The organism is Streptomyces sp. NPDC058683 (assembly GCF_042716195.1).
In the GTDB taxonomy this organism is placed as follows: Bacteria; Actinomycetota; Actinomycetes; order Streptomycetales; family Streptomycetaceae; genus Streptomyces.
The window spans coordinates 1-15615 of the sequence record NZ_JBHXSK010000020.1 but is presented as its reverse complement, the minus strand read 5'-3'; the positions used below and the strand labels follow the sequence as shown (position 1 = coordinate 15615).

Here is a 15615-nt window from a genome sequence, read left to right as displayed (position 1 = left end):
AGACCGCACCGCACCAGCACCCGTACGACGAAGGGAACCCTCCGATGTCCGCTGCCGAGACCCCGTCCTGCCCGATGGGCGCGGGCCGCCGTTCCTTCGTGCGGACGGCGCTGGGTGCCGGCGCCGCGGGCGCGGTCCTGGCCGGTGGCGGCTTCGCGCTCGGCCAGGCAGGCGGCACCGCGGAGGCCGCGACCGACGACGCGAGCGGCACCGTCAAGGTTCCCTTCCACGGCACCCACCAGGCCGGCATCCTCACCCCCGCTCCGGCCGCCGCCACCTTCGCCTCCCTGGACGTCATCGCCGACACCCGGCAGGACCTCGCCGACCTGCTGAGGACGATCACCGAGCGGGCCCGCTTCCTCACCTCCGGCGGCACCCCCACCGACCTCGGCGTCGGCGCGCCGCCCTCCGACAACGGCATCCTCGGCCCCGAGGTCCCCGCCGACGCACTGACCGTCACCGTCGGCGTCGGCGCCTCCCTCTTCGACGACCGCTACGGCCTGGCGAAGGCCAGGCCGGCCCGGCTGACGCCGATGCGGACCTTCCCGAACGACAATCTGAGGCCCGCCGAGTGCCACGGCGATCTCTCGCTGCAGATCTGCGCCGGCAGCCAGGACACCGTGCTGCACGCGCTCCGGGACATCGCCAAGCACACCCGCGGCGCCATGCAGATCAAGTGGCGCGTGGACGGCTTCCAGAACGCCCCGCGCCCCACCGGCGCCCAGCGCAACCTGCTCGGTTTCAAGGACGGCATCGCCAACCCGGACGTCGGCTCGGCCCGCGAGACCGGCCGGCTGATCTGGGTCGGCGACGGACAGGGCGAGCCGGCCTGGACGGCGGGCGGCAGCTACCAGGTGATCCGGATCATCCGGATGCTGGTCGAGTTCTGGGACCGGGTCTCGCTCAGCGAGCAGGAGCTGATGTTCGGCCGCCGCAAGGACACCGGCGCCCCGCTGGACGGCGCCGAGGAGACCGACGTCCCGAACTACGTCAAGGACCCGCAGGGCAGCGCCATCCCGCTGGACGCCCACATCCGGCTCGCCAACCCGCGCACCGCCAGGACCGACAGCTCCCGCATCCTGCGCCGCGGCTACAACTACGACCGGGGCGTCGACGGCGTCGGCAACCTCGACATGGGCCTGGTCTTCTGCTGCTACCAGCAGGACGTCCGGCGCCAGTTCGAGGCCACCCAGACCCGGCTGATCGACGAGCCCCTGGTCGACTACATCTCCCCGACCGGCGGCGGGTACTTCTTCGCCCTGCCCGGCGTGAAGAACGGCAAGGACTGGCTGGGCAGCGGGCTGCTGGCCGCCTGAGCGCCTTCCCTTCCCTCCCTTGCCTTCCCTTTGCCTTCTCATGGGAAAGGCCTGTCATCGCCTTTAGTGCGAACGATTTGCAAGTACGGGAAGATGACACAAGGCTGCTGACCGCAGCTGCTCAACATGTTCGACCGAAGGATGCACCTCCCGATGACGGCCGCCCCTGGTTCCGCTCCGTCCCTCCCCGTCCAGGCCGAGACCAAGCGCTCGGCCTGGCGCCGTGTCCGGGGCTCCATGACACGGCAGGAGTGGACCAGGGTCGGCGGGATGGCCGCCTTCGTCCTCGCCCTGCACGTCATCGGCTGGGGCACCCTCGTCGGCATCATCGCGCCCCAGCACTTCAGCGTCGGCACCGAATCCTTCGGCATAGGCATCGGCGTCACCGCGTACACCCTGGGCATGCGGCACGCCTTCGACGCCGACCACATCGCGGCCATCGACAACACCACCCGCAAGCTGATGGGCGAGGGCCGGCGTCCGCTGTCCGTCGGCTTCTGGTTCTCCCTCGGCCACTCCAGCATCGTCTTCGGCCTCGCCCTGCTGCTCTCGCTCGGCATGAAGACCCTGGCCGGCCCGGTCCAGGACGACGACTCGCACCTCCACGAGGTCACCGGCCTCATCGGTACGACGGTCTCCGGGACCTTCCTCTACCTCATCGCCGGCATCAACCTCGTCATCCTGGCCGGCATCTGGAAGGTCTTCCGGCAGATGCGCTCCGGCGCCTACGACGAGGCCGCCCTGGAGACGCAGCTGAACAACCGCGGCTTCATGAACCGCTTCCTCGGCCGGGTCACCGGCTCCATCCGCAAGCCCTGGCAGATGTACCCGCTGGGCCTGCTGTTCGGACTCGGCTTCGACACCGCCACGGAGATCGCCCTGCTGGTCCTGGCCGGCTCCGGCGCCGCCTCCGGTCTGCCCTGGTACGCCATCCTGACCCTGCCGGTGCTCTTCGCGGCCGGGATGTCGCTGCTCGACACCATCGACGGCTCGTTCATGAACTTCGCCTACGAGTGGGCGTTCTCCAAGCCGGTCCGCAAGGTCTACTACAACCTCACCATCACCGGCCTGTCCGTAGCGGTCGCCTTCATCATCGGCACGGTGGAACTCCTCGGCCTCCTCGCCGACAAGCTGGACCTGCACGGCGTCTTCTGGGACTGGGTCTCCGGCCTCGACCTCAACACCGTCGGCTTCGTCATCGTCGGCCTGTTCTTCGCCACCTGGGCGATCGCCCTGCTGATCTGGAAGGCGGGCCGCATCGAGGAGAAGTGGACGACGGGCCTCGCCCGGTCCGCCGAGCGGACCGAGGCGTAGCCCGCCGCCGTCAGCCGCGGATCTTCAGGTCCGCCCGCCACTTGACGATCTGCTTCTCCGCGTCACCGGTGTAGGACCAGGGGGTGCGGGTCACCCGCCGCCCCTGGATCCGCAGCAGGGCCGAGGCGATGTCCGTGACCCCCGCCTGGCAGGCCGCGTGCGTCAGGTAGTTGAGGTCACGCAGTTCGCCGGGGGCGACGGGTTCGTCACCGCGCTGGGCGATCCAGCGCTCCCAGGTGCGCCGTACGTCGCTGACCGCGCCGTCGTGCTTCCAGTGCTGGCCGTGCCCCACCGAGGTCTGCTGTCCCTGCGCCTCGTCCAGGGCGAAGCGGAACTCCTCGACGCGGGCGTACTGCACCAGGACCGGCAGTGCGCAGCCGGGCGGGGCCACCCCGGCCGCGTCCCGGGCGAAGTCGTACATCAGGCCGTGCGTGCCGTGCCAGCGCGCGGAGTAGTAGTGGAGCACCTGGAGATGGCCCTCCACGTTGTACGGGTCGCGCCGGTGCAACTCGTCCCACCAGCGGGCGAGTTCCTGCCGGCGCACCCCGGTCGGATACAGCCGTGCCACCGAGATCAGGGAGACCCAGGGGGTGGGGTCCTGCGGGTAGGCCTCCGTGGCCGCCAGACAGGCCAGCACGGCGGCGTCGATCCTGGACCGGTCGATCGGGGCACCCCGGCCCGCCGAGATGGCCAGGGTGAACGCCCGGGCCGTCTCGGTCGCCGCCCGCAGCGCCAGCGCGTCGGCCCCGTGCGGTTCCGCGGCCAGCCAGGACTCCGCCGTCGAACTGCCCGCGCAGGCCTGCGCAAGGAGCCGCACCCGGTGCCCGCGGACGAGCCAGTCGGGGCCGGTGGTCCGCAGCAGGTCCCTCAGGCCCTGCCAGCGGCCGATGACGATGTCCTGCCGGGCCGAGGTGAGGGCGGTGTCCCCGCAGTCCGGGTCGAAATCGGGGACGAAGCGGTCTCTCGCCATCGGGCTCGTACCTCAGAAATCCGTGGGGAGGCCTTCGTAAGCCTGGGCCTGTGCGGTGGCATGCTCGTCGGGCACGTAGTCGGCCTCGACGGTGTGGGTGGCGTCCAGCTTGGCAGGCCGGTAGTAGTCGCTGCCCTGCTTCCAGTACCAGAGCATCGGGATCAGGCCGACGGCCAGACCGCCGACGCCGATCGTGATCGCCGCGGTGCTCAGCTCGCCCAGCGACTCGACGAAGATCCAGAACATGAACACCGCGCCGAGCAGCGGCCACAGCCCGCCGAGCAGGAAGTTGCCCGCGGACTTGAAGAGCATCTTGCGGTAGGCGACGACCACCGCGAGGCCCGCGAGCCCGTAGTAGACGGCGATCTGCAGGCCGATCGCCGAGATGGCGTCGGAGAGGATCTCGCCCACCGAGCCCAGCGCGTTGGAGGCGATGAACATCACCAGCGCCACCGCGCCGACCACGGCGATCGCCACGTACGGGGTGTTCCAGGTGCGGTGCACCTTGCCCAGCGCGGCCGGCATCGTGCGGTCGCGGCCCATGGCGAACAGCGAGCGGGTGACCTGGATGAGGGTCGTCTCCAGGGTGGCGATGGTGGACAGCATCACGGCGACGATCAGCAGTTTGCCGCCCCAGCCCGGCCAGATCTCCTCGCCGAGGACCGCCAGCACGTTGGCGTCGTTGTCCGCGATCTGGTCCGCGGACAGGATGACGTTCACGGCGATGGTGAACACCTCGAAAAGCGCGAAGACGATACCGACGCCGATCAGGCCCGCGAGTCCGGTCGTACGGCGGGAGTTGCGGGTCTCCTCGCTGAGGTTGCTGGTGACGTCCCAGCCCCAGTAGTAGAACGCGGCGATCAGCGCGCCCGAGGCGAAACCGGAGACGCCGTCGAAGTGGCTGAAGCCGAGCCACGACCAGTGGAAGGCGCGGGCGTTGCCGCTGTGGAAGAGGGCGAGCACCGCGAACAGCAGCAGGATCGCCAGCTCGATGCCGGACATCAGCAGCTGGGCGCGGACCGTGAGCCGGGCGCCCCCGAGCACCACCGCCAGCATGACCAGGAACCAGGCGGCCCCGACCACCGTGGACAGCGCCACGTTGTCGGCGAGGTCCGCGTCGAACAGGGACAGCGTCATCGAGCCGGCGGGCAGGGAACCGGCCACCATGAAGATGGTCGCGGACACCACCAGCGCCCAGCCGCTGACGAAGCCGAGGAAGGGGTGCAGGGTGCGGCCCACCCAGGAGTAGCTCGCGCCCGCGTTCACATCGATGCGGCCCAGGTAACTGAAGGCCAGCGCGATGCCCAGCATCGGTATCGCGCACCACAGCAGCGCGGCCGGACTGGCCAGCCCCACCGCCCCCACCAGGACCGCGGTCGTCGCGGCCAGCGAGTACGCCGGTGCGCTGCCCGCGACGGCCATGACCACGGTGTCGAACGTGCCGAGGGCGTTGGCCTGCAGCCCTCTGCCCCTGTTGTTGCTCATGGTTGTGCTGCTTTCCGGTCGTGCAGGGCGCACGGGAGTGCAGGCCCGCGGTGGTACGGGGGTGCACGACCCGCCTCGCAGCCGGTGAGGGATGGCCTCGGGCAGGGGGCCGGTCGGAAGAGACAAAGGGGTGGTGAAGGCCGCATGCCGAGAGTTGGCGAACGGTCACACCGCGTGTGTGGGTGTGACTATAGCGGCACCCTTTGACCTTTCAAGCTGACCGACCGGTAATCACATATGCCACTTGAAGTGGCCAACCCCCACCCCGGAAGCAGTGGTTCCCTGGGCCCCTCAGTCCTCCAGCCGGTCGAGCTGTCGCAGCTTGTTGGTGGCGTCCAGGGCCGCAACCTTGTACGACTCCGCGAGCGTCGGGTAGTTGAAGACGGCGTCCACCAGGTAGTCGACCGTGCCGCCGCAACCCATCACCGACTGACCGATATGGATCAGTTCTGTCGCTCCGGTACCGAAGCAGTGCACACCGAGCAGCCGCCGGTCGTCGGGGGAGACCAGGAGCTTGAGCATCCCGTGCGAGTCGCCGATGATCTGGCCCCGGGCCAGCTCCCGGTAGCGGGCCACACCGACCTCGAACGGCACGCACTCCTCGGTGAGTTGGTCCTCGGTCCGGCCCACGAAGCTGATCTCCGGGATGGTGTAGATCCCGATCGGCTGCAGGTTGTCCATCTGCCCGACCGGTTCCCCGAAGGCGTGGTAAGCGGCGACCCGGCCCTGTTCCATCGAGGTCGCGGCGAGCGCCGGGAAGCCGATGACATCGCCGACGGCGTAGATGTGCGGCACCTCGGTGCGGAAGTGCTCGTCCACCTTGATCCGGCCCCGCCGGTCCGCGGACAGGCCAGCCTTGTCCAGGTCGAGTCCGTCGGTCAGGCCCTGCCGGCCCGCCGAGTACATCACCGTGTCCGCCGGTATCTTCTTGCCGCTCTCCAGCACGGTCAGGGTGCCCCGGGAGTGCCGCTCGACGGCGGCGACGGTCTCGCCGAACCGGAAGGTGACGGCCAGGTCCCTGAGGTGGTACTTGAGCGACTCGACGACCTCGACGTCGCACATGTCGAGCATGGCCGCGCGCTTCTCGACCACGGTGACCTTGCTGCCGAGCGCGGCGAACATCGAGGCGTACTCCATGCCGATCACACCGGCACCCACGATGACCATGGAGCGCGGCACCCGCTCCAGCGACAGCACGTTGTCCGAGTCCATGATGGTGCGGCCGTCGAACTCGACGCTGTCCGGGCGGGCCGGCCGGGTGCCGGTGGCGATGACGATGTGCTCCGCCGTCAACAGCCTTTCGTCGCCGTTCGGTTCGCGCAGGGCGACGGTGTGCGGGTCGACGAACCGGCCGGTGCCGGAGCAGAGGGTGACGTGGTTGCGGGAGAGCTGGTTGCGGATGACGTCCACCTCGCGGCTGACCACGTGCTGGGTGCGCGCGGTCAGGTCGGCGACGGTGATGTCCTCCTTCAGCCGGTAGCTCTGGCCGTAGAGATCGCGCTGGGTGAGACCGGTCAGATAGAGGACCGCCTCGCGCAGGGTCTTGGAGGGGATGGTGCCGGTGTGAATGGACACACCGCCGACCATCTCGGGGCTGTCGACCACGGCGACCCGGCGGCCCAGCTTGGCCGCAGCGATGGCGGCCTTCTGGCCGCCGGGTCCGGATCCGATGACGAGCATGTCGAAGTCTGGCACCTTGCGGAGTCTGTCAGCAGGCGCCCCCGCTTCGAAAGGGAGAACGGTCAACCTTCGCGTGAAATCCGGTACGGACCTGGGCCGTTGCGCATCCCGCGCCGCGCGGCCGCCTCAGGACGCCCCGTCCGCCGGGCTCCCGCGCAGGATCTGGGCCCGCCGGAACAGCGCGTCCGTCGTCTCGGCCAGCACTCCCGCGAGCAGCCGGGGGGCGTAGAAGGACCTGGCCGCGTCGGCCACCTCCCGCGCCGGGATGGCTATCTGGACGAGGCCGGTACGGCCGAGCCCGTCGAGAGAGGTGCCCCAGACGACCTGGCCCACGCCCGCCCAGGCGCAGGCGCTCATGCACATGGCACACGGTTCCCCGGTCGAGTACAGGGTGGTCGCGGCCCAGCCGTGGTTGCCGACCCGGCGCACGTAGTCGGCCATGGCGACCATCTCCCCGTGGTACGTCGGGTTCTCGGCCGAGGTGTTCACCCCTCGTCCCAGGACCCGGCCCGAGCCCACGAGCACCGCGCCGAAGGGGTAGCGGGGGTTGCGGCGCGCCTGGTCGACCGCGGCCCTCATGAACCGCGCGTGATCCTGGCGGTCGCCGCGCGTGGGCCCGGCCGGGGCAGGGGCGGACGACACCACGCCCGCCGATCCGAGCAGTCCGAGCAGACGGCGCCTGTCCAACGTCGGTCGACTCTCCTCAGGGCAGGAGCCTCTCGATGCAGTTCGGCCCCTCGCGCTCCATCTTCTTCCGGGCCCATTCCAGCGTGGCCGGGGTGACGTCCCGGCCCGACGCCATCACCAGGTCTTCGGGCGCCACCCCGGTGCCGGGGGCGCTGTGCAGCAGGGAGTCCGGGGTGGCGCGGTCGTCGGACGACCGGGACGCTTCGGGTTCTGTGGTCGACATGGTCTCTCCTTCGCGGAGCGGGTGCACACTCTCACCATTGCCCGCCCGGTCGCACCCCGCATCCCGAGCGGTTCGGGGCTCTTCCCGCAGCGGGTACCCGGCGCTGGAAGGAAATTATCCCTTTTAAGATGTAATGTGCCTATACATCCGTCCAGGGGAGGCCGCCTCGATGATCGAACAGCGGTTCTTTCAGAATGCGCCCGGCAGCCCCCGCTACCTGCCGATCGCCGAGCACGGGCTGATCGGCGACCTGCGCAGCGTGGCCCTGGTCGGCAGCGACGGCACCATCGACTGGTACTGCTGCCCGGCCTTCGACGCCCCGAGCGTCTTCGCGGCCGTGCTGGACGCGGAGCGCGGCGGCCACTTCGCGCTCGCCCCGGCCGTACCGGCCCGTACCAAGCAGTTCTACTTCCCCGACACCAACGTGCTGATCACCCGGTTCTTCACCGACGAGGGCGTCGGCGAGGTCCAGGACTTCATGCCGGTCGCCGGCGAGTCCGGGGACTGCGAGCGGCACCGGCTCATCCGCCGGGTGATCTGCGTGCGCGGCACCGTCCCCTTCCGGGTCCGGGTGGCGCCCCGCTTCAACTACGGCGCCGACCCGCACACCCTGAGCATGCGCGACGGCACCGCCCTGTTCGAGTCCGAGACGCTGTCCCTGGCGCTCACCGCCACGGTGGCCATGGAGAGCGACGGCCCGGACGCCCACGCCGACTTCAAACTCGCCGAGGGCGAGTCCGCGGTCTTCGCCCTCGACCAGGCCGGTGACCACATCGCCCCGCGCGGCTGCGCCCATGTCGAGGCCGAGCGGCAGTTCGAGGCCACCGTCCGCTACTGGCGGCGCTGGCTGTCGAGGTCCCGCTACCGGGGCCGCTGGCGCGAGATGGTGCACCGTTCCGCACTCACCCTGAAGCTGCTCACCTACGCGCCCACCGGCGCCATCGTGGCCGCGCCCACCACCAGCCTCCCCGAGCAGTTCGGCGGCGAGCGCAACTGGGACTACCGCTACGTCTGGATCCGCGACGCCGCCTTCGCCGTCTACGCCCTGCTGCGGCTCGGCTTCACCGGCGAGGCGGAGGCCTTCATGAAGTTCCTGACCACCTACATCAGCCCCGGCGACGGCGCCCCCTCGGGACCGCTGCAGATCATGTACGGCATCGACGGCCGCACCGACCTGCCCGAACGCGAGCTCCCGCACCTGGAGGGCCACTGCGGATCCGCCCCGGTACGCGTCGGCAACGCCGCGGCCGACCAGCTCCAGCTGGACATCTACGGCGCCCTCATCGACTCGATCTACCTCTACGACAAGTGGGCCCAGCCCATCTCCAGCGCCCAGTGGGACGACGTCACCCGGCTCGTCGCATGGGTCTGCGACCACTGGGACCAGCCCGACGAGGGCGTCTGGGAGACCCGCGGCGGCCGCAAGAACTTCCTCTACTCGCGTCTGATGTGCTGGGTCGCCATCGAGCGGGCGATCCGGCTGGCCAACCGGCGCGGCCTGCCCGCCGACCTGGCCCACTGGCAGGGCGCCAGGGACGCCGTGTACCGGCGGATCATGGACCGCGGCTGGTCCGAGCGGCGCCGCGCCTTCGTCCAGTACGAGGGCGGGGACGTCCTGGACGCCTCACTCCTGATGATGCCCCTGGCCAAGTTCATCGCCCCGACCGACCCCAAGTGGCTCTCCACCCTGGACGCCCTGGGCGAGGACCTGGTCTCCGACTCCCTCGTCTACCGCTACGACCCACAGGCCAGCCCCGACGGCCTGCGCGGCGACGAGGGCACCTTCTCCATCTGCTCCTTCTGGTACGTCGAGGCCCTGGTGCGCGCCGGACGCGTGGACGAGGCCCGGCTCGCCTTCGAGAAGATGCTCACCTACGCCAACCATCTGGGCCTGTACGCCGAGGAGATCGGCCGTACCGGAGAACAACAGGGCAACTTCCCGCAGGCGTTCACCCATCTCTCGCTGATCAGCGCGGCCTTCAACCTGGACCGGGCGCTCGGCTGACGCTCACGCGAAGCGTGAACTGCGCACCGGGCCTGATGAGTTGACACGGGCCCGGTCACCGGTGAGCCAGCTGTCCCGGACGGACTCCGCGAACGCGGTAAATGCCTCGTCCGGGTCGGCGGGCCCCTCACCGTCGCCCTCGTCGGGTGTCGCGTCGGCCCGGACGATCTCGGCGGCCGACTCCTCCTCGGACCGCTCGTCGGCCGGCACCCGCTCCGCCTCGCCGTTCTCGCCGGCCCGCAGCCGCTCGTCCCACGGGGCCACCACCGACTGGTGCAGCAGGCCGATGCTGTCGGCCGTGACGGCCGGGGTGTCGGTCCAGCAGCTGGCGTGCTCGTGCAGCACCTGGCCCGGCGCGCGCTCGAAGAGGGTGCCGATGACCTCCGGGCCCGACGGGTGCCCGGCCAGCTCGTTGAGGTCGTACGCCACGACGACGGTGTCCGGCCGGCCCGGCTCGAACGGCACGGCCGGCAGGTCCAGCACCTCGGCGGCGGCCAGGCCCAGGATCCGCGAGCCCCGGTCGGGCAGCAGGGACACCGAGCGCGGGTTCGCCCGCGTCGTGGCCAGCAGGATCGCCAGCCGCCGCAGGCCGGCCAGACACTGCTCGGGGCTGTCCTGGAGCCAGGCGTAGCGGCCCGCCATGCCGGCGGCGAAGCCGAACGGGGAGAGCGTGCCCAGCACCTGGCCGCCGATCACGTACTGCCAGTCACGCAGCCCCGACGGCTCGCCGAGGGCGGCGGCCCGCTCCAGCATCCGGGTCTGGCGGTCCCGTGTGGGCAGCCACTGCGCGTCCTGCGGCTCGGACAGCTGCGCGTGCTGACGGCGGGCCGTGTCGAGTTCGCCCGCCATGAGCGCGTTGTACACCAGCAGATACCGGTCCGGCCAGTCGGCGAACTCGCCTTCGTGCCGGGCCAGTTCGGTCATCGCCTCCTGGTGGCGCTCCTCGCGCTCGTACGCCGACACCAGCTCCCGCAGGACCGCCGGCGCACCCGGGTTGTGGTCCAGCACCGTGCGCAGCGGCGGGATCGCCAGGAAGGACAGGCCGCGTTCGACACACGCGTACCCGAAGTCGAAGAGGTTCCTGGCATGGTCGGGCTGGGCGGCGAGCGCGGCGGCGGCCTGTTCGAGGTCCTCGAAGCCCGCCGCCCGGGCGGCCCGCTCGACCACGAGGGCCACCTCGGCGACCGGCGCGTCCTCCCCGGCGGCCCGCAACTGCCGTACCGCTCCGGGAAGATCCCCGGAGTCCAGGCACTCCCAGGCCTTGACGAGGTCGGCGGACTTGGGGCGGCGGCTGCGGCGCGAGAACATACCGGAGATCATCACGCACGGGGTGACGTGTCCTCAACACAATTGTGCGAGGGGTCAGGGCAGCACCTGCTCCGCCCAGATGACCTTGCCGGCGGGCGTGTACCGGGTGCCCCAGCGCTCGGCCATCTGCGCGACCAGGAACAGGCCCCGGCCGCCCTCGTCGGTGCTCGCCGCGTACCGCAGATGCGGCGAGGTGGTGCTGGCGTCGGAGACCTCGCAGATCAGCGTCCGGTCGCGGAGCAGCCGTACCCCGATGGGCGCGCGGCCGTAGCGGATGGCGTTGGTGACCAGCTCGCTGAGGATCAGTTCGGTGGTGAACGACAGCTCGTCCAGGTCCCAGTCCGCGAGCTGGCGGGTCACCTTGGACCGCACCTCGGATACGGCCGCCGGGTCGGCCGGCACCTGCCACTCGGCGACCTGGTCCGTGCCGAGTGCCCGGGTGCGGGCGACGATCAGCGCCACGTCGTCGCTGGGACGGGCCGGCAGCCGCTCCAGGACGGCCGCACAGGTCTCGTCGGGGGTGCCGCCGGCCGCCGACTCCAGGGCACCGGCGAGCAGTTCGAGACCCTCGTCGATGTCCCGCTGCCGGTCCTCGACCAGCCCGTCGGTGTACAGGACCAGACTGCTGCCCTCGGGCAGCTCCACGTCGGCCGTCTCGAACGGCAGTCCGCCCACCCCCAGCGGCGGACCGGCCGGCACCTCCGGGAACTCCACACTGCCGTCGGGCCGGAGCAGCGCCGGCGGCGGATGACCGGCCCGGGCCACCGTGCAGCGCCGGGACACCGGGTCGTAGATCGCGTAGATGCAGGTCGCCCCCGTGACCGGGGCGGTGCTGTCCGTGGGGGTCTCGTCCTGGTCGATACGGCCCACCAGCTCGTCCAGCAGGCTCAGCAGTTCGTCGGGGGTCAGGTCCAGCGCCGCGAAGTTGTGCACGGCCGTACGCAGCCGCCCCATGGTCGCCGCCGCGTGCAGCCCGTGCCCGACGACGTCCCCGACCACCAGCGCCACCCGGGCCCCGGACAGCGGCAGGACGTCGAACCAGTCGCCGCCCACGCCCGCCTGCGCCGGCAGATAGCGGTAGGCGATGTCCAGGGCGGTCTGCTCGGGCAGGCTGCGCGGCAGCAGACTGCGCTGGAGGGCCACCGCCATGCTGTGCTCGCGGGTGTAGCGGCGGGCGTTGTCGATGGAGATGGCGGCCCGGGCCACCAGCTCCTCCGCGAGGGCGAGCTCCTCCGTGTCGAACGGCGCGAGCTTCTCCGAACGGCAGAAGTTGGCCAGCCCCAGCACCAGGTTCCCGGCCCGCAGCGGCACCGTGATCAGCGAGTGGATGCCGAAGTCCAGGATCCGGCCGGTGAGTTCCACGTCCTGGGCCCGCCAGCCGGGCGCGTCCCGCAGCCGCGGCTCGACGACGGACTCGCCGGAATCCAGACAACGGGCCTGCGGCGAGGACGGCACGAAACGGATCCGCTCGCCGACCTGGTACAGCGGTGCGTCCTTGTCGAGCCCGGTGAACGCCACCCGGCGCAGCGCGTCCCCGGGCTTGGGCTCCTCGCCCTTGAGGACCGCGTCGTACAGGTCGATGGCGGCATAGTCCGCGAACCGGGGCACGGCCAGCTCCGCCAGTTCCTCGGCGGTGCGGGTGACGTCCAGGCTGGTACCGATGCCCACCCCGGCGTCGTACAGCATGTTCAGGCGCTCGCGGGCCACCTCGGCGCGCCCGGACAGGGCGCGCAGCTCGGTGGAGTCACGCAGGGTGATGACGCTGCCGGGCGGGCCGCCGCGCACCTCGATGGGGCGCTGGTTGACCGCCAGCAGCCGGTCCTTGACCAGGTGCACCTCGTCGGTCGCCATCCGGCCCGAGGCGATCAGCTCCGCGGTGTCGCTGTCCAGGCCGAGGTCCCGGATCCGGCGGTGCTCGGCGTCCGCGGGCAGGTCCAGCAGACGCTGTGCCTCGTCGTTGGCGAGCATCAGCCTGCCGTCGCCGCCGACGATCAGCACCCCCTCCCGCACGGAGTGCAGCACCGCGTCGTGGTGCTCGTACATGCGGGTCATCTCGTGCGGGCCGAGACCGTGCGTCTGGCGCCTGAGCCGGCGGCTGACCAGTGCCGTGCCCGCCGTCGCCAGGGCCAGCGCGGCGGCGGCCGAGGTCAGCAGCAGCGGCAGCTGCTGGTCGGCGGTGCCGCCCACGTGCGCGGTGGTGATGCCGGCCGACACCAGCCCCACCACCTTGCCGTCGGCGTCCCGGACCGGGACCACGGCCTGCACCAGCTCCCCGATGGTGCCCTTGACCTCCTCGGTGACGGTGCCGCCGGCCAGCGCGGGCCCGATGTTCCCGACGAACTTCTTCCCGATGCGGTCCGGCTTGGGGTGCGTGTAGCGGATCCCCTCGGTGTTCATGACGACGATGAAGTCCACGCCGGTCGCTTCGCGGGCCGCCTCCGCCTTGGGCTGGAGCACGACCGTGGGGTCGGGCAGCCCCAGTGCGGCGGCGGTGCCGGGCGCGTTGGCGAAGGACTCGGCGACGGCCACGGACCGGTTGCGGGCCTCCGTAGTGCTGTCGTGCCGCACCTGGAGGACCTGTGCCACCACCGCCGACACGACGAGCAGCAGCACGATCACCACCTGCAGCATGAACACCTGTCCGGCCACGCTGCGACCGCTGTGCGCCGACCACCGCCGCCCGGACGGCATATGCCCGGGCCGGGTCGCCGTCTGCTCCCGCTCTGCGAGCGGCGCGCGCGGAGTCCCGGAAGGGGGCGGCCGAGTGTCGGACCGGCCGGGCAGACGCACCATGAGCCCATGTCTACACTGCCCGGCCCTGCGAGGCGAGAGGGTCTCAGGAGGTATCCGGCTCGATCGCCCGTTGTGCCGTGTCACCGGTGGTCCCCGGACGTCCGGCGGCGGGTGGCGAGCAGCAGCGCCACGTCGTCGGGGCGGTCGGCGGCGTGCCGGGCCGTCGCGGTGAGCCGGTCGGCCACCCCGGCCAGCGAGTGGCCGCCGCGCCGGCCCGGCGCCGACCCGGCCCTCGCCAGGGCCAGCCGCAGCGCCGTGATCCCGTCGTCGATGTCCTCGCCCGGCCGCTCCACCAGCCCGTCCGTGTACAGGGCCAGGATCGCGTCCGGCTCCAGCTCCAGTTCGGTCACCGGGTACCGGGCGCGCGGGTCCACGCCGAGCACGACTCCGCCGGCGATGTCCACGACGCGGGTGCGGCCGTCCGGGGCACGCAGCAGGGGCGGCGGATGACCGGCCCGGGCGACCCGGGCCAGCCCGGTGGCGGGGTCCAGGCGCAGATAGCAGCAGCTGGCGAACTGGCCCGGGTCGAGGTCGATGAGCAGATGGTTGGTACTGCTCAGCACCTCGTCGGGCGGCCGGTCACCGAGCGCGAACGCCCTTACCACGCTACGCAGTTGTCCCATGGTGGCCGCCGCCTGCACCCCGTGCCCCTGGACGTCCCCGATGACCAGGGCGAGTCCGTCGCCGGCCTCGATGACGTCGTACCAGTCGCCGCCCACGTCCATGCCCTGGGTGCCCGGCAGATACCGGCCGGCGGTCTCCACCTGCGGGTGCGCCGACAGCCGGCGCGGCAGCAGTGCCTGCTGGAGGCCGCGGGCCAGGGCCGCCTCGCTGTCGTAGCGCTGGGCCCGCTCCATCGCGTGCGCGATCAGGCCCGCGAGCGCCGTGAGGACGGTGCGCTCCTCGGTGGTGAAGGCGCGCTCGACGTCGAAGCCGAGGATGCAGGTGCCGACCGGGCGGCCGGAGGCGATCAGCGGCAGGAAGGCGCGGGCGCCCACGACGGCGTCCAGGGCGAGGCCCGGGTAGGTGTCCGCCAGCTGCCGCATCGACTCGAAGAACAGCGGTCTGCCGGTGGTGAGGGTCTCGACGCCAGGGATGCGGGCGTCGAGACCGACCCCGTCGAAGGGGGCGAGGAAGCCCGCCGGGAAGCCGTACTCCCAGGCCAGGTAGAGATGCCGGTCCTGGAGGAGGTAGATGGCCAGCCGGCGGCCGCCGAAGGCCGGGAGCAGTTCCTGCATCACCACCGCCGACACCTGCCGGGCGGTCACCGCGTCGGTCAGCGCGATGGCCAGGGCGATCGGCCGGTACAGCGGGGCCGCCGAGGGACCCCCGACGGGGGCCGGACCGCCCGCCGCACCCGGCTCCGGCGGGCTGGACAGGTGTACGGCCGGGTCGATCAGGTGGGCCGGGACGACCGTGCCGGTGATGACGTCGGGGCCCGGGTGCAGGGACAGGGCGAGCCAGTCGCCCTCCCCGGTGTCCCCGTGGCGGACCTGGAAGTGCACCGGGTCGGGGGCGAGCAGCGCACCGCGCCAGTGGTCGTCGTACGGCGATCCGCCCAGCCACGGCATGGCCTCCCACACGGGGCGGCCGAGCAGTTCGGCGGCCGGCCGGCCCGTCAGGCGGGCGGCGGCCGGGTTGACGTAGCGGAGCAGCCCCGAGCGATCCAGGCAGAACACGCCCTGGGGGAGCAGATCGGCCACCCCGTCGGCGGACCCGACCGGGCCCGGGTCCATGACGATACCCGCGACCAGGGGGGGGTGCGCGGGGCCGGGCGGGGGCCCCAGGTACAGCCCGGTAGCGTTAAAACAAAAAAAGCTGGCGCCCGTATTTT

11 protein-coding genes are annotated in these 15615 nt (G+C 71.6%); 3 read left to right on the top strand and 8 right to left on the bottom strand.

All coding sequences use genetic code 11. From position 1 onward, the window contains the following. The first annotated feature begins 44 nt into the window (after window positions 1–44). Entirely contained in the window at window positions 45–1316 is a 1272-nt protein-coding gene (gene efeB, locus ACFWXC_RS22600; RefSeq protein ID WP_384481277.1) for an iron uptake transporter deferrochelatase/peroxidase subunit, read from the top strand. A 153-nt stretch (window positions 1317–1469) separates the two neighbouring features. After that, a complete protein-coding gene (locus tag ACFWXC_RS22595) occupies window positions 1470–2630 on the top strand; it encodes a HoxN/HupN/NixA family nickel/cobalt transporter (protein ID WP_384481275.1) in 1161 nt (386 codons plus the stop codon). A 10-nt stretch (window positions 2631–2640) separates the two neighbouring features. On the opposite strand, the gene ACFWXC_RS22590 is transcribed toward ACFWXC_RS22595, so the two are convergent. The 5 genes from ACFWXC_RS22590 to ACFWXC_RS22570 form a co-directional block, all read right to left on the bottom strand. Continuing rightward, window positions 2641–3600: a hypothetical protein gene (locus ACFWXC_RS22590; RefSeq protein ID WP_384481273.1), complete on the bottom strand. Its 960-nt coding sequence runs from the start codon at window positions 3598–3600 to the stop codon at window positions 2641–2643. Window positions 3601–3612: 12 nt separating this feature from the next. After that, window positions 3613–5085, bottom strand: coding sequence for an APC family permease (locus ACFWXC_RS22585; protein ID WP_384481271.1), 1473 nt, complete (start codon window positions 5083–5085; stop codon window positions 3613–3615). A 291-nt stretch (window positions 5086–5376) separates the two neighbouring features. Next, on the bottom strand, window positions 5377–6780 hold the full coding sequence (gene sthA, locus ACFWXC_RS22580; protein ID WP_384481269.1) for a Si-specific NAD(P)(+) transhydrogenase: 1404 nt from the start codon (window positions 6778–6780) through the stop codon (window positions 5377–5379). 111 nt (window positions 6781–6891) lie between these two features. After that, window positions 6892–7452 carry a nucleoside deaminase gene (locus ACFWXC_RS22575; protein WP_384481267.1) on the bottom strand — a complete coding sequence of 187 codons (561 nt, stop codon included), beginning with the start codon at window positions 7450–7452 and terminating at the stop codon, window positions 6892–6894. Window positions 7453–7468: 16 nt separating this feature from the next. Beyond that, on the bottom strand, window positions 7469–7675 hold the full coding sequence (locus ACFWXC_RS22570) for a hypothetical protein (protein ID WP_382536869.1): 207 nt from the start codon (window positions 7673–7675) through the stop codon (window positions 7469–7471). A gap of 169 nt (window positions 7676–7844) precedes the next feature. Between ACFWXC_RS22570 and ACFWXC_RS22565 the strand changes: the two genes are divergently transcribed. Continuing rightward, window positions 7845–9680 carry a glycoside hydrolase family 15 protein gene (locus ACFWXC_RS22565; protein ID WP_384481265.1) on the top strand — a complete coding sequence of 612 codons (1836 nt, stop codon included), beginning with the start codon at window positions 7845–7847 and terminating at the stop codon, window positions 9678–9680. Between the two features lie 3 nt (window positions 9681–9683). Here the strand turns inward: ACFWXC_RS22565 and ACFWXC_RS22560 are convergent, their stop codons facing one another. From ACFWXC_RS22560 to ACFWXC_RS22550, 3 genes are all read right to left on the bottom strand, one after another. Beyond that, on the bottom strand, window positions 9684–10988 hold the full coding sequence (locus ACFWXC_RS22560; protein WP_384481263.1) for a hypothetical protein: 1305 nt from the start codon (window positions 10986–10988) through the stop codon (window positions 9684–9686). A gap of 54 nt (window positions 10989–11042) precedes the next feature. Continuing rightward, on the bottom strand, window positions 11043–13679 hold the full coding sequence (locus ACFWXC_RS22555; RefSeq protein WP_384481534.1) for a SpoIIE family protein phosphatase: 2637 nt from the start codon (window positions 13677–13679) through the stop codon (window positions 11043–11045). Window positions 13680–13861: 182 nt separating this feature from the next. Next, window positions 13862–15615: SpoIIE family protein phosphatase (locus ACFWXC_RS22550; RefSeq protein WP_384481261.1), on the bottom strand; the 1754-nt coding region annotated here is incomplete at its 5' end.